21 protein-coding genes are annotated in these 20579 nt (G+C 47.5%); 2 read left to right on the top strand and 19 right to left on the bottom strand.

Going from position 1 to position 20579, the window contains the following annotated elements; genetic code table 11:
* Positions 1–98: 98 nt before the first annotated feature.
* The 4 genes from DWV57_RS07135 to DWV57_RS07120 all read right to left on the bottom strand — a co-directional run bounded on the left by DWV57_RS07135 (position 99) and on the right by DWV57_RS07120 (position 3154).
* The gene (locus DWV57_RS07135) at positions 99–521 is read right to left on the bottom strand and encodes a hypothetical protein (RefSeq protein WP_187119373.1); all 423 of its coding nucleotides are present in this window, start codon (positions 519–521) and stop codon (positions 99–101) included.
* Between the two features lie 513 nt (positions 522–1034).
* On the bottom strand, positions 1035–1952 hold the full coding sequence (locus DWV57_RS07130) for a Sir2 silent information regulator family NAD-dependent deacetylase (RefSeq protein ID WP_118526769.1): 918 nt from the start codon (positions 1950–1952) through the stop codon (positions 1035–1037).
* Complete coding sequence (locus tag DWV57_RS07125) at positions 1897–2676, bottom strand: protein-ADP-ribose hydrolase (protein WP_120020376.1); 780 nt, start codon at positions 2674–2676, stop codon at positions 1897–1899. Before DWV57_RS07125 ends, DWV57_RS07130 begins: the two co-directional genes overlap by 56 nt.
* 82 nt (positions 2677–2758) lie before the next feature.
* Positions 2759–3154: a pyridoxamine 5'-phosphate oxidase family protein gene (locus tag DWV57_RS07120; RefSeq protein WP_118526777.1), complete on the bottom strand. Its 396-nt coding sequence runs from the start codon at positions 3152–3154 to the stop codon at positions 2759–2761.
* A 220-nt stretch (positions 3155–3374) separates the two neighbouring features.
* Between DWV57_RS07120 and DWV57_RS07115 the strand changes: the two genes are divergently transcribed.
* On the top strand, positions 3375–3719 hold the full coding sequence (locus tag DWV57_RS07115) for a helix-turn-helix domain-containing protein (protein ID WP_118526779.1): 345 nt from the start codon (positions 3375–3377) through the stop codon (positions 3717–3719).
* Positions 3720–3811: 92 nt separating this feature from the next.
* On the opposite strand, the gene DWV57_RS07110 is transcribed toward DWV57_RS07115, so the two are convergent.
* From DWV57_RS07110 to DWV57_RS07035, 14 genes are all read right to left on the bottom strand, one after another.
* Positions 3812–4066, bottom strand: a complete 255-nt coding sequence (locus tag DWV57_RS07110) for a DUF6061 family protein (RefSeq protein WP_118526781.1) — start codon at positions 4064–4066, stop codon at positions 3812–3814.
* Between the two features lie 480 nt (positions 4067–4546).
* A complete protein-coding gene (locus DWV57_RS07105; protein ID WP_118526783.1) occupies positions 4547–5593 on the bottom strand; it encodes a PDDEXK nuclease domain-containing protein in 1047 nt (348 codons plus the stop codon).
* Positions 5593–6861: a site-specific integrase gene (locus tag DWV57_RS07100; RefSeq protein ID WP_118526785.1), complete on the bottom strand. Its 1269-nt coding sequence runs from the start codon at positions 6859–6861 to the stop codon at positions 5593–5595. The genes DWV57_RS07105 and DWV57_RS07100 overlap by 1 nt, the downstream gene beginning before the upstream one ends.
* Before the next feature lie 92 nt (positions 6862–6953).
* Positions 6954–7175 carry an excisionase gene (locus tag DWV57_RS07095; RefSeq protein ID WP_242699565.1) on the bottom strand — a complete coding sequence of 74 codons (222 nt, stop codon included), beginning with the start codon at positions 7173–7175 and terminating at the stop codon, positions 6954–6956.
* A gap of 280 nt (positions 7176–7455) precedes the next feature.
* Positions 7456–8748: a virulence-associated E family protein gene (locus DWV57_RS07090; protein WP_120020439.1), complete on the bottom strand. Its 1293-nt coding sequence runs from the start codon at positions 8746–8748 to the stop codon at positions 7456–7458.
* Positions 8732–9211, bottom strand: a complete 480-nt coding sequence (locus tag DWV57_RS07085; RefSeq protein ID WP_279221634.1) for a CHC2 zinc finger domain-containing protein — start codon at positions 9209–9211, stop codon at positions 8732–8734. The genes DWV57_RS07090 and DWV57_RS07085 overlap by 17 nt, the downstream gene beginning before the upstream one ends.
* 198 nt (positions 9212–9409) lie before the next feature.
* The gene (locus DWV57_RS07080; RefSeq protein WP_120020374.1) at positions 9410–11017 is read right to left on the bottom strand and encodes a relaxase/mobilization nuclease domain-containing protein; all 1608 of its coding nucleotides are present in this window, start codon (positions 11015–11017) and stop codon (positions 9410–9412) included.
* Positions 10989–11384, bottom strand: a complete 396-nt coding sequence (locus DWV57_RS07075; protein WP_133303640.1) for a plasmid mobilization relaxosome protein MobC — start codon at positions 11382–11384, stop codon at positions 10989–10991. The genes DWV57_RS07080 and DWV57_RS07075 overlap by 29 nt, the downstream gene beginning before the upstream one ends.
* Before the next feature lie 1507 nt (positions 11385–12891).
* Complete coding sequence (locus tag DWV57_RS07060) at positions 12892–14256, bottom strand: HAMP domain-containing sensor histidine kinase (protein ID WP_120020372.1); 1365 nt, start codon at positions 14254–14256, stop codon at positions 12892–12894.
* Complete coding sequence (locus DWV57_RS07055; protein WP_172679304.1) at positions 14247–14909, bottom strand: response regulator transcription factor; 663 nt, start codon at positions 14907–14909, stop codon at positions 14247–14249. Before DWV57_RS07055 ends, DWV57_RS07060 begins: the two co-directional genes overlap by 10 nt.
* Before the next feature lie 117 nt (positions 14910–15026).
* Entirely contained in the window at positions 15027–16166 is a 1140-nt protein-coding gene (locus DWV57_RS07050) for a NisI/SpaI family lantibiotic immunity lipoprotein (protein WP_243112320.1), read from the bottom strand.
* Positions 16159–16902 (bottom strand): lantibiotic immunity ABC transporter MutG family permease subunit, encoded by a 744-nt coding sequence (locus tag DWV57_RS07045; RefSeq protein ID WP_120020371.1) that lies wholly within the window; start codon positions 16900–16902, stop codon positions 16159–16161. The genes DWV57_RS07050 and DWV57_RS07045 overlap by 8 nt, the downstream gene beginning before the upstream one ends.
* Positions 16903–16904: 2 nt before the next feature.
* Positions 16905–17651 (bottom strand): lantibiotic immunity ABC transporter MutE/EpiE family permease subunit, encoded by a 747-nt coding sequence (locus tag DWV57_RS07040; RefSeq protein ID WP_120020370.1) that lies wholly within the window; start codon positions 17649–17651, stop codon positions 16905–16907.
* A complete protein-coding gene (locus tag DWV57_RS07035) occupies positions 17652–18356 on the bottom strand; it encodes a lantibiotic protection ABC transporter ATP-binding protein (RefSeq protein ID WP_207666246.1) in 705 nt (234 codons plus the stop codon).
* A gap of 331 nt (positions 18357–18687) precedes the next feature.
* On the opposite strand from DWV57_RS07035, the gene DWV57_RS07030 reads away from it, so the two are divergent.
* Positions 18688–18882, top strand: coding sequence for a helix-turn-helix domain-containing protein (locus tag DWV57_RS07030; RefSeq protein WP_118526843.1), 195 nt, complete (start codon positions 18688–18690; stop codon positions 18880–18882).
* A gap of 185 nt (positions 18883–19067) precedes the next feature.
* On the opposite strand, the gene lysS is transcribed toward DWV57_RS07030, so the two are convergent.
* Complete coding sequence (gene lysS, locus DWV57_RS07025) at positions 19068–20579, bottom strand: lysine--tRNA ligase (RefSeq protein ID WP_120020368.1); 1512 nt, start codon at positions 20577–20579, stop codon at positions 19068–19070.

Genomic DNA, 20579 nt, shown 5'->3' with positions numbered 1-20579 from the left:
TCCTCTGCACTCCTGCTCCGGGCAAGCTGTCTCGAATGGACAGCTCGTCCGGTTTTTCAGAGGGTCATTTTGACCCTCTGATTCCGTTACGGGTAAAATCAAGTGCCGGGTGGCGGCACCTGATTTTCAACAGACCTTGCAGTGTTACGGAAAACGATGTGCTCATTTTGAGCACTTGCAGCATCTGTAACACGTTTTCGATAGACTTTTTGCCGACAGGCATTGCTGCAATAGCGGGCATCTGCACGTTTGGGTGTGAATTTTTCACCGCAGCACTGGCATACTAAATCCTGACGGCGCATTTGGCGGTATTCCCGCTGCCGCCGATTGTTGGCCTGATTGCCGCACCAGTAGCTGTGACAGTATTTCTTGGTGTAGATGGTGGTGTAGAACACCCGACCGCAGCCGCCGCAGATAAGTTTGCGGACGGCGTATCCTCCGGCGGTAAAACCCGTTTCCTCATACGATTCTTTCAAATAATCCTGATTGTTCTGCTCCCATTTTTCGTTTGTCATATACATGGAGATGACCCTCCTTTCACTGGCGTTACAGAAAAACAATGTGGTCAATTTGACCACATTGTTTTCTGGTAACTGAGGAATCAACGTTTAGCCGTTCTCCCCACATGGTTTTCCTGCCCCCTCTCGGCGGCGTTTTCCGGCTCTCCCTCGTGAGGGGTCATCGCCGGGTATCCCATGCAGACGGTCATGCGGTTGTCAAGGTTCGGTGCTGGATTTGGCAATAAAAAATCGCCACACAACAACCTGAACCTGACCATCCCTTCCGGGATGGCCTTGGTTCGGGTTCGTTATGTAGCGATAAGAAAGTCAAAAACTTGCTCCGGCTCCTTCAGGAGCCGAGCTGGAACTCTAGGTAAATATGTTATATTAAATTGTTGGGATAGATTACCACAAAAATCGAGCTTTGTCAACAAAAAAATCCGAGAATACGTTACTTTCGGCAGAATGCAAGAAAATGCATCAAAAACTTTGGCAAAAAGAGAGAGGGCTGGACGATGCCAGCCCTCTTGTGGGTCACAATTGCGCTATAATAGCGCCAATATCTGCATGAATGCAGACAGACTGCCGCTCGATCTCCGGCGGGCAAATGGCCTGTCCCTGATTGATGCAGGCGTAGAATGCATTTGGATTTTTAGCGGTCATCCGCCAGAACGGATACTTGATGATGACCGGGGTGTTGTAGCCAACACCCAATTCCAGAAAGAGGATGTGCTGCCCCTCGTGACGGCGCAGAAATTCACGGTATCGCTCTGCCGCACGGTGCCAGCCTTCGTCCTCTACAAAGGTATCGTCTGCACGCAGGTTCATGCTCATGGGTCTGCCGCAATGCGGACAATGTGGCACAAGCTCGGACGGAATATAAGTTTTCAGGATGGTATTCTTCGGCACGGTCAGCTGACCATCCGGTGCAATGATATACCCTTGCGCTTCTACCATCTGCCGGATAAGCTTATCATTGTCATACGTTTCCTGACAGCAGGGCACACTGCATTGGAACAGACCGTAATCACCCTGTGTATAGAACAACCGTTTTTTGTCGAACCCTGCTTTCTGAAAACAGTGGTCTACGTTGGTGGTCAGTACAAAGTAGTCCTTGTCTTTCACAAGAGAAAACAGACCTTGATACACCGGCTTGGGTGCATCCTGATAGCGGTTGATGTAAATATAGCGGCTCCAGTATGCCCAGTATTCCTCCATGGTGGGGTAGGGGTAAAAGCCACCGGAGTACATATCCGTAAATCCGTACTTGCTGGCAAAATCGGAGAAATATTCCCGGAACCGCTCCCCGTCATAGGTGAAACCTGCCGAGGTGGAAAGCCCAGCACCTGCACCAATGATCACTGCATCAGCATGGCTCAGGACCTGCCGCAGCGTATCAATCGGTTCGGAGCAGTCGTTCGTAGATTTTTTTGTCCATATCTTTGAAAACATTGAAGATCACCTTCTTGATGCTTGTGGGTGTTTGCAGGAACTCTTTCACAGTCTGCACCGCAATCTCTGCTGCAAGCTGGTTGGGAAAGTGAAACTCTCCCGTGGAAATGCAGCAGAACGCTACGCTTTCCAGCCCGTTCTCTGCCGCCAGCTCCAGACAGGAGCGATAACAGGAAGCCAGCAGTTCTTTGTCCTCTTTGGTCACTCGCCTGTTGATGATCGGGCCAACCGTATGCAGCACATAGCGGCAGGGCAGATTAAATGCGGCCGTGATCTTTGCCTGTCCGGTGGGCTCCGGGTGTCCCTGCCTGTCCATGATTTCCGCACAGGCAAGACGCAGCTGTACCCCGGCATAGGTGTGGATGGCGTTGTCGATACAGCCGTGGTTCGGGCAGTAGCAGCCGGTCATGCCGCTGTTGGCGGCGTTGACAATGGCATCGCATTTCAGGGTGGTAATGTCCCCCTGCCAGAGGTACAGCCCCGGCTGCAGGGGCGTCAGGTCAGCCGCATCGGTGATGCCTTTTGCGGCGATTTCCTCTTGCAGGTACGCATCCTGTATTTGCAGAAAGTCTGTGCCGATACGCCGTGGTTCACGGATATTCAGCAAGCCCCGCAGAAGCTGCCACTGGGTGTCTGCGTCTGCCGGTATCCGCAGTCCCCGATACTCCGGGCGTTCTTTCAAAAGCACCTGAATAAGGATCGTTCGCCGCTCACTCTGGTTCATGGTGTTCGCCTGCCTTTCAAAACCTTTCTATAAAAACGCAGCAGTCTACCCGTTCAGAAGACTGCTGCGCTGTTTTTTCAGATCAGAACTCGTAGGGAGGGTTGCCGGAGAAGTCTGCAATGATGCCGTGGGCATCCTCCAGATAGAACACCTCAAAGATGGGGTTGGCAGCCTCGCCGTACTGGCTCTTTACGATGGGGTTTGCGATGCACATCTCTTTGGCGGTCATGTTGTTTTCAAACACAGCCTTGCCATGCAGACGGATCCATGCGTACTCCGGGCTGGAAACGGAGATCTCGATATTGGGGTTTGCCTGCAGGTCCTTGTAAACATCCTTCTGGTTGTTGGTGCAGAACCACAGCTTGCCGTCCAGCTCACCGGCAAACATGAAGGGACGGCACTTGGCCTTGCCGTCACGGCCTACGGTGGCCAGATACTGCACTGGGTTTGCGTTCAGAAATTCTACGACTTTATTCATGGGATGTACCTCCATACATTGTTTTTTCTGACAGCTTTATTGTAATGTGCTTTGTGCGGCTTGTGAAGTACGCACAATATTGTGGTGTAGTTACCAAAAAGATACCATTGCGATGCTGCTTGCTTTTTTTGCTGTTGAAAGCTATAATGATGCCATAAAGCGGTTTGTGGTATCCGTGCATCCGGCACGATGACCACTTGAAATTCCCTTGGAGGTAATTATGGAAAAGGAAATCCTCAAAGAACTCCCGGCCTGCCCGGTGGAGACCACCCTGACCCTCATCAGCGATAAATGGAAGGTGCTGATCCTCCGGGATCTGATGCCGGGCACAAAGCGTTTTGGAGAACTGAAAAAGTCCATCGGCCATGTGACCCAGAAGGTTTTGACCGCTCAGCTGCGGCAGATGGAGGAAAGCGGATTGCTGACCCGGAAGGTCTATGCTGAAGTGCCGCCCCGGGTGGAATATACTCTGACCGAATTGGGATATAGTTTGAAACCGGTTCTGGATGCCATGCGGGCATGGGGCGAAGGGTATAAAAACAGGCTGGAAGGGAAGGCGGAATAAGCGTATTTGCTTGCACAGTTGTGATATGCATAAAACAGAAACAACTGCTAACCCGTATCAAAAGAAATACGAATCAGCAGTTGTTTGGTTCATTAGACTTGATCTTTTGGTCTGCCATGCTCACATCCCAGTGACAGATAGTGCGCAATCTTCCCACTCAGTACAAGCTGTGCATACTCCAACGGCTTATTGTACAGCAGCCAGTCCAGCTCTGCCCTCTGTGCTGGGGTATTGCCGTACTCGTCCTCGATGACGATGCAGTCGATGGCAATGGCAGAGCCGTCTGCAAACCGGGCTTCTACCCGGTTGGTGTCCATGTTGTAGCGGCAAGAAAGCAGTTTGTTCATAAGAAAAACTCCATGTTCTTCGCGTTTGCTTCTTCTGCGGTGAAAAGTTCCGGCTGTCCGTTTGCAGATCCATGAATTCGCTTTGTGATGCAGCCCTTTGCAGGTCTGCACCCGCCTACCACACAGCCGTTTCTACTGCCAAACCGGAACAACGCTCTTTTTGCTCTGCACAAAATCCTACATCATTTGGCGTAAAATTGGCGTATGGCGTGAAAATCGCTGGAAATTATCGCAAACAAAAAGCCTGAAACTTCTCGTAACATCAAGAAGTTTCAGGCTTTATTGGTTGCAAATTGGAAATTTACTGCTCAATCGGCTTCATCGTGGGGAGCTTGACTGGTGGTGATTTATAGCTGTTTACAAGTGTTCATAAGCCTTTATTTGTGCAAGATAAAAAGGTCTTATTTTTCGCAACTCTACGCAACTGTTTACAGCTATTCTCAAATTGGTGGTAAGTCAGTGGTAAGGCTGGTGGTAAACTTATTCGTCCTCGTGAGAGTGCCAACGCTTCAGGACTTCTTCCACCTGCCTAATAAGCTGCTCCTTGTTCGGCATATATAAGACGTACCGGGATGCAAAAATCTGATTCGACAAACCGCCCAGCGCATACTCGGCTGCTACGCTGTCCTTGTCAGTGCAGAGGATGATGCCGATAGGAGGATTATCTTCCGGGTCGTTGACCTCTGCGGCGTAGTAGTTCAGATACATATTGATTTGTCCGGCGGCTTCGGGCGTGAGCTTGGTGGTTTTCAACTCGATCAGCACATAGGCGTGTAAAATCTTATTGTAGAACACCATATCCACATAGTAGTGGGTGTTGTTCACTGTGACACGCTGCTGTGTGCCGACAAACATAAAGCCCCGGCCAAGTTCCAGCAAGAAATCTTCGATTTGTCGCACCAGTGCTGCTTCCAAATCGCTTTCAAGGAACGGCTTTTCTTCCGGCAGCCCCAAAAACTCGAATACATACGGGTCTTTGATGATGTCCTCCGGCTTTGTGTAGTCCACACCTTTTTCAGCCAATGCTAAAACTTGTTCCTTGTTGGCATCCCCACGAGACAAGAGCAACCGTTCAAACAGGGAACTTTCCATCTGGCGTCTTAATTCACGGACAGACCAGCCAGAATTGACCGCTTCTTTTTCGTAGAAGCTGCGCTTCTCCTTATCGGAAATGGATAACAGCTCACAGTAGTGCGACCAACTCAATTTTCCAGACACTGTCTGGAAAATTGGATAGCTGAGATAGAACTGCCGCATATTGTAAACATTCGAGCGCGAAAAGCCCTTGCCAAGCTCCTTTGTCAACGCCCTGGAAAGCTGCGATAAGGTCTTTTCACCATATGCAGCACGGATGCTGTCATTTTGTTCACAACGAACAACGACCTCACCAATCTTCCAATAAGTTGACAGCAGTTCCTGATTGACTTGCTGTGCTACATTTTTACGGGAAGCTTCCAGCAGAGAACGAATCTCACTCACTGCCGGAACAAGAACCTGTGCTACTGGGGCTGCAGATTTATTTTCCATCAGTCATTTTCCTCCTTTCCTTCAAATGTCGTGGTTGCAGATAAGAACTCTGCAAACTTGTCGATTTCCTTTTTCTTGAGATTTTTTGTGGCCTCGGTGTAGATGTTCATGGTGGTGGTAATATCGGCGTGGCCCAATACGTCTTGAATGACCTTCATGTTGATTCCAGCCTCGCAAAGACGGGTAGCACAGGTGTGACGCAGGGAATGACAGCTAAACTTCGGAAGCAGAACAAGTTTTTTCGGCTTGATTGTACCGCTTTCGCATTTTGCCAACTGTTCCTCGTTGCAGTCGCGGATGATACGGTCAATGCCTTTATTGATGGTGCTGTGATGCTGGCACTCGCCAAAACGGTTTACAAAAATAAAATCCGTATAGCCATCAATCGTCACCTTGCAGGAAATTCCAGTTTTCTTCTGATACTCTCGCTCTTGTACAAAAGCAGCCTTGACTTCCGGAGTCATAGGCACAATTCGGTTTCCAGCTTCCGTTTTGGGTGTATTGATTCCGTACAGACAACCTTTCTCCCGGTGGCTGTAATAAATCAACGTGTGATTTACACTGATTTCACCCGTATCAAGGTTGATGTCCTCCCAACGCAAACCCGTTGCCTCACCAGCACGGAGACCACATTCCACCATCACGGTAATGATGGGAAGCCAGTGATTGTACTTCTCGCTGTTTTTCAAGAAGTTCATCAACAGCTTCTGCTGGCCTGCGGTCAGAGCCTTGCGGCGTTCACTGTCCAGATTGTGCGTCTGTTTGAGTTCTTTCAACGCATTATCGGATGGATTGATACGGAGATATTCGTCCTCCACTGCAAAATCCAGCACCTGATGCAGCACGGTATGGATGTTCTCCACCGTTGCCACTTTCAAACGCTGTGAATCCACAAGGCCGTTGTAAAACCGCCGCACATCCGACTTTTTCAGGCTTCCGACCTTCCGCTTCCCAAACTCCGGGAATACGTACATCTTGTACATATACTCGTAATTGACCAGTGTATTGGCTTTCAGCCCCTTTTTCAGTTGCAGCCACTGCTCGTGAATGTCATTGATAGTCGCGTTCCGCGCTTCTGCACGGATTCCATCACTGCGGTCACGCTGAATCTCTGCTTCTTTCTCACGAAGTTCTTCCAGACTTTTGGCGTACACATTATTTCGCTTGCCGTTTTCACTGCGCCAGCGATATTCATACGTTCCGTTGCTGCGCTGATATTCACCTTCCTTTAGAACACGCTTCTTTGAGTCTTTTCTTCTTTCTGCCATCGTTATGTCCTCCATTGTTGGCAGAAAGCAACCTACAGCTTAATCATACCATACCGCCGAGGTGCTTTCAACTGCCGACTTCATTTTTATTGTCAAATCGAAAATAATCGGTCAAGGTGTTCATCCAGCCTGCGGCGTTTCAACAGCCGTTTCGTACCATTCCAGAGAACAAAGGTACAGTCTTTGGAATCGCTCATTTCACGCAGCTTGTTGATACCAATGCCGGAATAAGCTGCGGCTTCTTCCAGCGTCAGATTGCTTTTCTCCCAGATCGGAACTTGTCGGGACTTGGTCCCTCCATCTTGCTGATGCAAGACCGTTCCGTCGCTTAAAGTCCCCACCGGGGACTTCATTGCTTCGCAAACGCGAACTTCTTTCATAGGCAAAACCTCCGTGTTTTTGTTTGTAACCAACAGACTGTAACCACAACAGAAAACTTTTTCTGCAATGGTGTGCTGGCAATTTTCTGTATTTATTTTTTCTTATCAGTTACAGGTTACATGGTTACAAATAGGGAAATTATTTGGAATGATGCGACTTTGAGGCAGCTGTAAGATGTAACCAGACCTGTAACCAACAATGTAAAGCAGCCCTTCAAAACGGAAATCCCATCTGTTGGGCTTCTTTGTCTGTCAGTTCTACGAAACCATCTGCATCCACTTTTGCAGCGGTTACACGCTCCCAGCCTTTCTGCACGCCATATTTCGGGTAGCGTTTGGCTGCTTTATGGGCTATCCACCCCTTGATTTCGCCATTCGCAATTCCAGCAGTCATGATCTCACAGATGGCACGGGTTTCCCATTCCGCAGGAAGATTCAGGTTGCCCAGTGCTTCGGTGTAAAGTTGCTTGGAACATACCCGGTCACCCGTGTAATCTTCCAGAAACGCATAGATTATACCAGCCTGCGTATCTTCCTGCATGAAATCTTTCTGGCGAATCTGCAAGGCCTCCTGCATGGCAGGGCTGAATGTCAGCTTATAATCACCGCTGTTGTAAATTGTCATGGCTTCTGCCCAAAGCTGGTCGATATAGGCACGGGATTCCGCTTCGTTATCCAGAATATGTACTTCAGCCTGTGTTGCATCCACCGGGATGGGGATAAAGCGGCGGTTTCCCGTGCGGTCACGGGGCAGGAAGTCCTGTCGATTGGTCGTTCCTGCAAAGACACATTGCCGCAAACGATCTGCCGGGTGTGTTTCATACGGGATTTTGTAGGTTTCTTTCTGCTTGCTGAGAAAGCTCTTGATTTCCTCGATGCTTTTGGCATTGGCAGTCGCAATCATTTCCGACATTTCCATGATCCAGTGGCCTTGCAGCTTGCGGAACACATTATCATCGTCCAGTCGCCGCAAATCATCCGAGAACCATTCATCTTTAATAGCAAGCAGCCGGAAAAAAGAGGATTTTCCTGCACCCTGCCCACCGACCAAGCAAAGCATCATTTCAAACTTGCAGCCGGGATGAAACACCCGTTTGATCGCTCCAAGCAGAAAAATCTTCAAGGCTTCTGCGGTAAGCTCATCTTCTGCCGCACCGAGAAGGCGATGCAACGCGTGGCTTATCCGCTCTGCGCCATCCCACTTCAAGTCATTCAAGTAGTCCCAGATAGGGTGATAATGATTTTCGTTGGCAACAATGCGAATTGCTGCAGACACCCGTTTTTCGCTGTACAGGCCGTATTTTTCCATTCGGCGCAGAATGTACATCATATCGGTGTCGGTCAGCGTAGGGCCGGAACGCTGCCAACCCATCGGCTTTACAATATCAATACGTTCACTCAGCAGATTCAGCCGGATGGAATCTGCAAGAACTGGGTCGTTCTGCAAAACGGTCACACAGTTTTGAATCGTGTTCTGAACACCGCCTTTTTCAGCCTGCGAGAGTATTTTGCGGATGTTGGAAATGGTCGATCTGGTATTTTCGGATTCGTTGGGCAATCTGTTGAACCTCCTTCCGATGTTCGGTGAGAAAATTTCGGTTTTCGATCAGATATTGGGTGTAAGCGGCGTGATGCAGACTGGCAACAAAACAGGGATGCAGTTCTTCCTCCGATGATTTTGGCGCAAAACGTGTGCGCCAGTCACCCAGAATCGCGCTGCACTCGTACAATGTTTGGATTGGGTTTTGACTTTTATATTCCACAATTTTCGGGTACTGTAGTGGAAAAACAGGATTCCCCGAAAGTCCAAAATCTGCGGTCAGCTTTTCAGCAGCCTGCCGCAAGGACAGCTGAAACAGTTTTGCGGTGAAGTCGATTACATCACCATCCGCTCCACAGCCAAAACAGTGAAACCGGGAATCCACTTTCATGCTGGGATTGCGGTCTGCATGGAATGGACAGCAAATCATGCTACTATGGTTGGGTTGAAAGCCATAGGCTTCTGCGGTCTGCCGGGTAGTGATATTCCGTTTTACGATTTTAAATAAATTGTTGTTCTTGAAATTGAGCTCCTTCTTATTTTTAAAAGTCCCTATCGGATGGGAAAGCTCCCTGTGGGCTTACGCATCCGACAGGGTTCCGGGGTGCGGGGTGGAAGATCCTGCTGATTACAGGCTCATATCGTAGCTACGCTTCTTGGCTCGCGGCCGCTGTTCACGCTGCTGCAATTTTTCCATTTCAAGGATGCTGTCAACATTGGCAAGTACCGTCTGTATTTCTGCATTGCGTTCCTTAAAATAGTGGTATGTTTCATACCGTGCATCCTTTGTGCGCATCAGAAGTTCTTTTTCTGCCCGGAGATCTTTCATCGAAGGGAATTTTTCGTCTTGGAAATCCCGCTTTAGAAATTGACGTGCTTCCTCGTATTTTGCAATTTCATCGAAATAGGTTTGCCGAAAAATTTTCTTGTTAGGTGCTTTCAGAAATTCGCTATAAACAGATTTTGTAGAAAAATACTGACCCAAATGATGAATCTGCTCGTTGACCTTTTTCAGCTTGACTTCCGTGAGTTTCGCATCACTTCGAGCCGTCGCCATTTTTCGGTCAATACTCTCTGCAGCTTCATAAAGTTTTTCGTATGAATCATATCCGTGCTCTTGCACATAGAGAACGGTCTGCGCCATCTTCTGTAAATTTGAGATTTTGACTTTCTGGGCATAGGCATAGTTCTGTTGAGCCTTTACGCAATCCTGCAAATTTACAACCAGCCGGAGATTCGACTTGATGTACAGCGCATCCATAGGATCATCGACGCGCCACTGCTGCTTTTCTTTCTCGGCTGCGTTGCACTGAAAAAGCAGTAAAAGATGCTCACGGTCAAAACTGGTTCCCAGCGTTCTGACCGAGATAAATTTTTCTCTGTCTGCCGGAAGATAGCTGAATTGCCCTCGATGGTCTTTCACCAGAATGCCGTATTCCAGCTTTAATAGGTTTTGGAAGTCCATAAAAGATACAGATCGTTTTGCTACATCGGTAATGGCATTTCGAATTTTTTCCTTCTCCGTTTCAAAAGTCGTCTTTACTGGTGTAAACCCATCGCCAAGAAGTTCCAGATTGGTCAGATCCAAGTTGATCTGTCCGCGCCGTTTAGCGTAATATTCCTGCTCCGAAACTTTCGAGAGAGAGGAGGAAAGCAAATCCATTTGATTCAAGTTTTCCCTCATGCAAATATCCATCAGAGATTTCTGTAAATGTTTCAAGTAGTCTTTTATCAGATGGTGCTTGTACCCTGCCTTGCAGTCAATGGGCCGCTCCATAAAGGGCTGCTTAGGTACATCCAGCTTTCGCAAACTGTTGATTACGATATGGACATGAATATTTCCGCTGCCATTGTGACCGTCCATGTGCGTACAGACCAATGCCTGATGCCCCGGAAAATTTGCTTTTGCGTATTCCAGTCCAAGCTCCTGTGCCCGTTTCCCCGTCAAGCAATTTTCTGTGCTGTCCCGTGGGTCAAAGCTGATGATGTAATGATGGCTTTTGATTTCATTTTTGTTTTTGTTCTTCTGATATTCGCGGTTCAACTGTCGGCAGGCCGCATCAAAGGAATAGGGTTCACAGTTCAGACCGTCCAGATAAAACTCATCTCGCATGATACGATTTCCCTTCTGGTCAAGGATCGGAGTTTTCCGAAGCTCGTCATGCTTGAAAATCAGATACTCCAGTGCAGCACCATAGTTGGAACTCTTACTTGCGATGTGCTTTAATATTGCCATAGTTCTTTCCTGCCATTTCTGCGACTTGTTCCCGCATCTCAAAAATACAGGCAATCGCATGGTTGATGTTTTCGTGCATCGCACGGGACTGGATACCGCCGCTGTTGAAGAAAGCCGCGATCTGGTTCAGGTTGTTTCCGATGGCGGCAAACTCCCGTGTGATTGCTTCGATCTCGTCCGGGTGGACATAGAATACATACGAGGTATCCACGCGGCCTTTCATCAGCATCTGCGCTGCAAATTCAGAGAGCGTCATTCCGGCATCTTCGGCCTGCTGGTGTAAAAGTTCATGTACTACTTCTGTAACTCGTGCGGAGATTACTTTTGTCTTTACGATTGATTTCACTTTTTTCTTCGTTCGTGGCATGGGGTCTCCTTTCCAAAATCAAGAGTTTGATTTTCCCGGCAGTGCGTTTGCACTCCGGCTGTGACCTGCTGCGGCAGGCCACCAATAGGCAAAATCATGTGATTTTGCACGATGTGAGGGTATGGGGAGCGCAATCCCCATCAAGATGCCGCCGTGGAGAAACTGCCCGTAGGAGCGGTTTCGTATACAAAGGCGAATCTTGCTCTTAACCACTGTCCACTCTGTCCCAGCCCGTTCCTGCCCGATTTTCTCCGGCGTATTTTCCGGTAAGACGCGCAGAATGCACATTCAGTACCAGAGGTATCCTGCTGGGGTGGCTCATGCGATTTTCAAGGTGCGATGTAACTTTGTAAGGAATCGGGGAATTTCATCAGTGATACCGTAGTGAATTGGCTTACTTTTGAAAACACTTCCTATACCCTATACAAACTTTAAGGGGTGTTTTTAAACCGGGTCTTTTGAAAGTTCAAAGAAAATTCATTTTTCCAACGTTCCCCTCTACCTATAACATTCTAAAATGGGCGTTTGGCATACAGATTTTCAAATTTTGTTGAACTACCTAATTTTAGAACATGGATTTTGTTTATTTTCCACTCATAAAACTAGAGGAAAGCCGTTTCACAAAAGATTTTGAAGGCCCCTACACTAATAGGAATCCGCAGGGCTGTTTTGGAATACAGTTTTGAAAATTTTTCAATTTAAGAAAAAAGAAAAACGGCAAAGCAGATAAAATCCACTTTACCGTTTTGTGTCGATAGCGCGATACGCATAGATTACTGTCTTGGGCTTTTCCGATAATTTGCCTTATGAGAAGATCGGCAAAAATGAGCCTGTCTGCATTGCAGATGAAGTGCCTTTTGACATCCCGGAGAGTTGGGAGTGGTGTCGAATAGGAGAATTGTTTTTTCTTCAAGCAGGAAAAAATATCTCATCTTCATCCATAAGTGAAAAGCCATTTGCAAATGCCGTTCCATGCTATGGTGGAAATGGTATACGATGATATGTTATGCTGGCCCTGGTCTGCTGACCGCCTCCTTTTCCATCTGATTTTTTGCCGGAAATGACAATCCGCAAAAATCGACAAAAATCGCCCGGCAGGTCGTAAACCTACCGGGCGACGATTTGAAGCGTTTTGTTGTTTTCTTACATGGTATAGTTCATACTCATAGCCGGAATATTCCCGTGGCGGGGCAAGGCTTTTTTTAAGCGGTAGAAGTGGATTAGATTATAATGATAGTAAAACAGCATGGCGGCGTCCTCCCGTGGGCCGCCATGCCTTTAACTGCTGGGAATGACAGAAAGAAGGCAGCGGCCTTGATTTCTCAAAACCGCCACCAGTGAATATAAATTAAGCGTGAAAATGGGTCTGCCCAGCAGCGGTTTTTTTCTTTTCTGCCGCTGAGCAGATGTTTTTTCTTTAGATACATGATAAGAGGAATTTTTGAAGATTCCATAAAGATTTGAAAAATGGACGGACATAAAAGACGTCCATTACACTATCGGAAAATCAGCAAGGAAGTTTCATAGTAACCTTTGCGCCGCCGGTTTCTTTTGAATTTTCTAAAACAAGCTGCCCGCCATGTTGCTTGATAATGCTGCTTGTGATATAAAGTCCCATACCAAAGTGCATATTAGAAGTACGACTTTTGTCGCCCATGAAAAACCGTTCCTGTGCGTGGCATAATGCCTCTTTAGAAAACCCCGTTCCCTCGTCTGTGACTGAAATTTCCACGAAACCGTTGTTACTCTGAACATCCACATAAAGCGTTCCGCCTTGCGGGGAGTAGTCCAGCCCATTACTGATAACATTCATAATAGCACGTTCTATCAGCATCCTATCAAATTTCAGCATTTGAGGGAGTGAAACAGTATTCATTTGCAGCCGGATTTCTTTTGTCCGGCATAGTGATTCCATATAACCGAACAAGTGCTGCATGAACGCTGGCAAGTCTATACTTTCAATATGGAGCTGATAACCAACCGCCGCCCGTGATATATCAATCAGGGTTTGAATATATGACTGCATCTGGCCGGAGCTTTCCACGACGTAACCAGCGTATAGTCGTTGCTCATCATCAAGATTTGTTTCTGTGAGTAAATCAGCATTTCCTTGAATAACCGTCAGAGGCGTTTTCAAATCATGGGCAAGCGCGGCGATTTGCTCTTTCTGTGTCTGTTCGGTTTTCCATTGCCGTTCTAACGAAATTTTCAGATTATCTTTCATATCTGAAAAAGATGCAAGGACATCTTCAAACTCTTTGATTTTGGCGTGTCCTACTTCAAAATCAAGGTTTTGCTTTGAAACCTCCGCAGTTGCTTCAAAAAGCGGGGTCAGTTGTGTACGCAGGTTCTTAGCAAATCTGGCGGTCAGTATGATAATGACCAGCAGCGAATTTACAGCCATCAGGATAAGCGCAAGCGTGTCAGGAGATGGAAAATATTCCGGTAGCCATGACACTGTAAATTGAGAACCAATATAATACCTTAAAACGCAAAATTCGTTTTCCCGGACAACAAGTGCAAACTGCCTCCCCGTAGCATATTCAATATATTCTCCCTTTGCGTACAGCAGGGCAATTTCTTTTTCATCATCGTCCATATTGCTGTAAAGCTCATTAAAGTTCTTGTCCAGAATTAAGTAGCCGCATCCCTGTGGAATCACAACCTTTGTAATATCCGGGGCAATCGTCAGCGTTGGAATGATCTCTTTTACCTGCAATTCACTTAGATTTGCTCTTGTAGCTAATCCAGCATTTACAGCAAGTCCCTCCAAACCAGAAGGGACAATAATTGCCGCTACCAGCATGACAATGAGGGAGATAGCAAACTGGCGAAACAATATTTTCAATGTAGGTTTCTTTTTCACTCCCATTTATATCCTATCCCCCATACGGTGCTGATCGGACTTATTTTGAAATGCTCCAATTTCGCACGAATATTTTTTATATGCGTTGAGATCGTAGAGTTATCGCCTATTCCATCAAACCCGAAAACGGCTTCATAGATTTGTTCTTTTGCAAAAACCTGTCCCCGGTTTTTCGCAAGGTATTCACAGATTGAATACTCGCTTTTGGTAAGGGGAACCGGCTGTTCTGAAACATACAGTACCTTTGCGGAAAGGTCAAATCTTATATCAGGCTCAAATGAAAGTGTGCTGTGATGCTCCCTTTTTTCTCTGCGTAAATGTGCCGCGACACGGGCGCGAAGCTCCTGAATACGAAAAGGTTTCGTAATATAATCATCCGCACCGATGCCCAATCCAAACAATATATCTTCCTCTAATGTCTTTGCGGTCAGAAAGAGAATCGGGCAGTCTACCATATTCCTGATCTGTTTGCAAAACTCAAATCCGTCTGTGCCAGGCATCATCACATCCAAAAGAATGAGGTCATAGAAATGCAGCTTTTTGATGTCTACATCATCCGCATTTTGACAGACTGTTATCAAATATCCATCTTTCCCCAAACTGTTCTTAATCAATTCCAAGATAGAAACTTCATCGTCAACTACAAGTAAGTGGGTCAAAAAATCACCTCCCGCCCCATTATACCACATTGTCGAGGTTAAGGATTGTTGCCATAGTATCGCCTCCTAGCTTTTTTAGTATATCATAACCCATAAAGGCAGAAAAACAAAAATCGGTCATTGACGCTTTGCAATATAGTAGCGGTCATTTATCTGTACTGCAACGGCTTCGGTCTTTTCTGTACCATGAATTTCATAAATATCTTTGTAAATCCATTGTTCCCGATGTTGTCCGGCGTTTTCCCCATACCAGTCAATTTTTCTTAGTTCCTCCTTTGACAAAGGAATGTTTGTTTCTGCATTAAATATGACATTCTCCGCAAGAATACCAATGTGACTTCCCAATTCATTATTTGATACAGTATCAGAAGTTACTTGATAAACCGTCCCATCACAAAGAAGCTGCGTTGCATTTTGAGGATTGATTTCAAACTTTCCACTCATAGATTGCTCTATATCCTTAAAGTCAAAAACTGTATCTGTGCCTTTGATATTTTCATCTATAACAGCTTTGTGATACCATCCATTTATATCTACAATCAGATAGTCGTCAGCGTTAGGAGCTGCATACACATTTAAGAATGGAATAATATAGGCGTCATTAGGGGCTTTATCCACTAAATCTGCTAAATCTGCCAACGTCTGAAAGGTAGCAGTTTTGAGATTTTCTTGAAGTAATATTTTTCCTGATTCGTCTACAGCCGCAAGTTGTTGGATATACCCAATCCATTCCCCGAGTCCACTATTAGAGACAGTATCCGCTAAAATCGTGTAGTCATTTCCCTTATAGGAAAATTGCGTCACATTTTCCTTATTCAGATAGCATTGCTCTCTGGAATAGTCCCCTTCTTTTGCTCCTTCCCATCTCTGAAACCACACTAATTCATCATTATTTTTAATGTCAGCTTTCCGATATTCATTGTTGATATTTACAGCTACGGCATTGCTTATATCCACATCCACAATACTGTAAACGTAGCCGAAACTGAAATCTTCCCCCGCCACATTTTTGAAGCGTTTCGATACCTGCCCGATTTCTTCTTGCAGTTCTGACATTTCAAGACATTCATCCGTTATGGTATATGTCAGGCCGTTATATGAAATTTCATCATAGTTTGCGGCGTTCAGCTCATAATACGGCAGAGATTCATTTAACGCCTTATTTTTATCGGCGGTATCGCGGAGCGCACCGCAGGCCGATAAGCATATAAGACTTACAAGCACAATTACCACGGCAAACAGGCACTTTTTATTCACTGTTTTTACCTCCCTCCCAACCATGAAACCAAACCAAACTGGCAATCAGCAGACAAACAGTGCAGCATACAGAAATAATCATACCGCTGAAAAAATCGGTTCTTACCTGTGCATACAGTTGGGGGCTATCCCATGCAAGCACAGTGTAATCCATAGCACGAACGCCCCAGGCCCAGGGAATATATTTCCATGTAGCGTCACCAAGCCCTGTTATCATAAGGGCAGCTATTAAACTCCCTGCAATTCCCAATCCCATAGATGCACCTTTTCCGAAGCTCATTCCCACAAACAAATGAATCAGGTAAATAGGGAGCATGGTAATCAACAATAGAATCCCTGCTTTCAGGTATAGGCTTGCCGGGGCCTCCCTGTATAGTACAGCAAATGTTCCCAGTGCTAAAAATGTTGCACCCATAGCACAGATCATCAGAAACCCAAGTTTACCAATATACGTTGCTATGCGGGATGGGATTGTTCCTAACAAAAGCTGATAATGCCCGGCCTGATTTTCGATCTGAACAACCAGGCCCACAATAATGCCGATCAGAAACGGGAACGCAACGGCCAGCACTTCCAGATAGGCACTGATTTTGGTTGCCAGTTCCCATCTGGATATATGATAGTAACCCGCAAAAATCGCCGCACATATAATCGGAATCATGCTGTGCATATAGAGCAAAATGCTATGTTTACACTTCTGATATTCTGCTTTCCAGCAGCGAACCACAGATACCATAGTCACCCCACCTCCTTTTTCTCAAACCATCTTGCAGTTAAAAATGACAGCGCCGCAAACCAGGCCAGCGAAATGACCAATACAAGTATAATCATCCAAAATGCCATTGCCGTACTCTGATCTGCAACCGGCTCACCATTAGGCAAAATACCTAACACGGAAATCATAAGATGCGGCACCCAGCTATACGGGCAGATCATCCACAAAGAGGTTGTAGCCGTGAAAATCCCTAAAACGCTTCCAAGTCCGGCATTAAGAATAACCGTGACAAAGATACCAACTTCTTTTGATAACCATAAGCACAGCGGAACTTCCCATAGGCTTGCAATGACAATACAAGCTGTTCCGGCCGCAGCCTGCAAAATTCCGATTGTCAGGGGAATTTCGTTGATAACTAATATTGCAAAACCGCCCAACAGATTTAGCGCCAGGAAAATGAAATTCCCCACACAGGAGTAAATACCGGCCACTCCAATTTTTGCTTTCCAGACTTTGTTCTGCGAAACAGGCAATGAAGCAACGGCACGATATTTTAGTTTGCCATTATCCCGCTGTTCAATCAAGGCACAGGTGAGCGTAAGGAATCCAGGATAAAGCAGGTTATACCACCAATTATAAGAATTGAGCTGGAACCAAAGAGGGGCAAAAAAGTTCATAAGCGCAGTTACAAATGGGGCCAGAACGATCAGCGTTTTTGTGAAAGTTCTCTTATGCTTTAGGTTCTCTGCCTGAATATATGCCATCTCCATTTAATATCCCTCCTTACCATTTCTGCGAATAACATCCATAAAGAGTTGTTCCAAATCTTCACCGGCGCGAAGCTCTCCCTCATATCCAAGGACGCCGCCAGCAATGATACCCACATGATCTGCAATCTGCTGGACTTCTGACAGAATATGGCTGGACAGAATGACCGTGATTCCATTGGACGGAAAAGAACGAATCAGTTCACGAAGTTCCTCAATCCCTAAAGGGTCAAGGCCGTTAGTCGGTTCATCCAGAATCAAAAGCTGGGGACTGTTCAGCAATGCAATAGCAATACCAAGCCGCTGCTTCATACCAAGAGAAAACTGCCCGGCCCGTTTCTTGCCGGTATTCGTGAGATGGACAATTTGCAATACCTCGTTAATTCGTGCATCGTCCAGGCCGAGCAATGTAGTTCTGACTTTGAGATTTTCGTATGCAGTCAGATTTTCGTAAAGCGGGGGCATCTCAATCAAAGCACCGATATGCTCCAGATCATTCCGCTTCCACGGGTGGCCGTCAAACTCGATGCTTCCCGATGTGGGGCGCAAAATGCCGGTGACCATTTTTAAGATCGTGGATTTGCCAGCCCCATTCGGCCCCAGCAGACCATAAACCGAGTTGCGCCGGATGTTCAGTGACACATTGTTTACCGCCATTTGCCCCTTGAAATTTTTGCAGAGGTCAGTCGTTTTCAAAATCATATCCATATAATCAAGTCCTTTCTTTGATTTTACGGATAGCATACCGGGCAATTTTGAAGATTTCATAAAGATTCCCGAAAACAGAATATGAACAATACACCGTAACCGTGGAGCATATCGCAACAAAGCACCAACCTACGCATTTAGGGCCTTAAAAAGCCCTATATTTCAAGGTTTTTCCCGCATAGTCGGCGGGGTATGTGAGTGTTTTATCCTATCCCCGCCATAGTGCCGCTCTAAATGCGTAGAATTTACCAGCAGAAAATCGCCGGTTTCTCTGGCTCCATACTCCCAGATATGGTATCATGGAAAAAATCAATCTGACGGGGGTATCAGGATGGACGGACAAGAAAAGCTGCTGGACTATGAAACAATCAAAGCCGCCGTTGCCGGTGAGAAGTGGGCCACAGAAAAGGTGCTGGCCCACTATGCGGACTACATCGACGAGCTTTCCACGGTGGAGATCAGGCAGCCGGGCGGCAAAGTGAAAAAAGTCATTGACGAGGATGCTCTTAATATCTTCCAAGCATGAAAAGCACCCCTGCCAATCTATGTGTCATCGCACATTTCATTGGCAGGGGTGCTTGTGTTTATTGTAGGCTGCTTTCCGTTTTACTGATGCAAATTATCAAATTTGGTGGTAAGTTGGTGGTAAATCCACGTTGTTCCAGTATCGAACACCACAATTTCAAACGAAACAAAGCCATTTTTTACGTTTTACTGCTCAATCGGCTTCATCGTGGGGAACAGCAGCACATCGCGGATGGAGGCGCTGTCGGTGAGCAGCATCACCAGACGGTCCACGCCGAAGCCCAGACCGCCCGTGGGGGGCAGGCCATACTCCAGTGCGTTCACGTAGTCGTAGTCCACCTGTGCCTTGCAGTCGGGCTCGATGGCCTTGCGCTCGGCTACCTGACGCTCGAAGCGGCCCTTCTGGTCGATGGGGTCGTTCAGCTCGCTGAAGGCGTTGCCGTACTCGGTGCAGTCGATGAAATACTCAAAGCGCTCGGTGAAGGCGGGGTCGTCCGGCTTGCGCTTTGCCAGCGGGCTGATCTCCACGGGGTAGTCGTAGATGAAGGTGGGCTGGATCAGCTTGTCCTCCACGAAGGCATCGAAGAACTCGGCCAGAATGGAACCCTTGGTGGGCACCTCGGGCAGCTCCACGTGGTGCTCCTTGGCGGCGGCGATGGCATCCTCGTCGGACTTCCAGTCGTTGAAGTCCACGCCGGAATACTTCTTGACGGCCTCGATCATGGTCAGGCGCTCCCAGTGGCCCATGTCGATCTGCTTGCCCTGATAGGGGATGACCATGCTGCCGCAGATCTTCTGGGCAAGGCGCTTGTACAGCTCCTCCACCAGATCCATCATGCCGTGGAAGTCGGTGAAGGCCTGATACAGCTCGATGCTGGTGAACTCCGGGTTGTGCTTGGGGTCCATGCCCTCGTTGCGGAAGATGCGGCCCACCTCGTACACGCGGTCCATGCCGCCCACGATCAGACGCTTGAGGTACAGCTCGGTCTCGATGCGCAGCACCATGTCCATGTTCAGGCTGTTGTGATGGGTGTAGAAGGGGCGTGCGGATGCACCGATCTCGAAGGGGGTCAGGATGGGGGTGTCCACTTCGAGGAAGCCCTTCTCGTCCAGATAGGCGCGGATCTCCTTCAGGATCTGGCTGCGCTTCACGAAGGTGTCCTTCACCTCGGGGTTTGCAATCAGGTCCACGTAGCGCTGACGGTAACGCATCTCGGTGTCGGTCAGGCCGTGGAACTTCTCGGGCAGGGGGCGCAGGCTCTTGGCCAGCAGGGTCAGCTCGGTGGCGCGCACGCTCAGTTCGCCGGTCTTGGTGCGGAACACCTCGCCCTTCACGCCGATGATATCGCCCACGTCCAGCTTCTTGAAGGCGGTGTAAGGCTCTTCGCCCAGCTCATCGCGGCGGACGTACAGCTGAATGTCGCCCTTATCGTCCCGCAGGTGGGCAAAGCTTGCCTTGCCCATTACGCGCTTGGACATCATACGGCCAGCCAGCGCCACGGTCTTGCCGCTGTCGGTCTCGTTGGGCAGGTCGGCAAACTCGGCCTTCAGGTCGGCAGAGTAGGCATCCTGCGGGTACTTGGTCAGGGTGAAGGGGTCGTGGCCTGCAGCCTGCAGGTCGGCCAGCTTCTGGCGGCGCACCTGCACCTGCTCGCTCTCGGACAGGCCCTGCGCCGGATTCTTCTTTTGTTCTTCCAT

Source organism: Faecalibacterium sp. AF10-46 (assembly GCF_003604105.1).
Taxonomy (GTDB): domain Bacteria; phylum Bacillota; class Clostridia; order Oscillospirales; family Ruminococcaceae; genus Faecalibacterium; species Faecalibacterium taiwanense.
The sequence above is the reverse complement of the archived record's forward strand: the minus strand, read 5'-3'. Positions and strand labels throughout refer to the sequence as shown.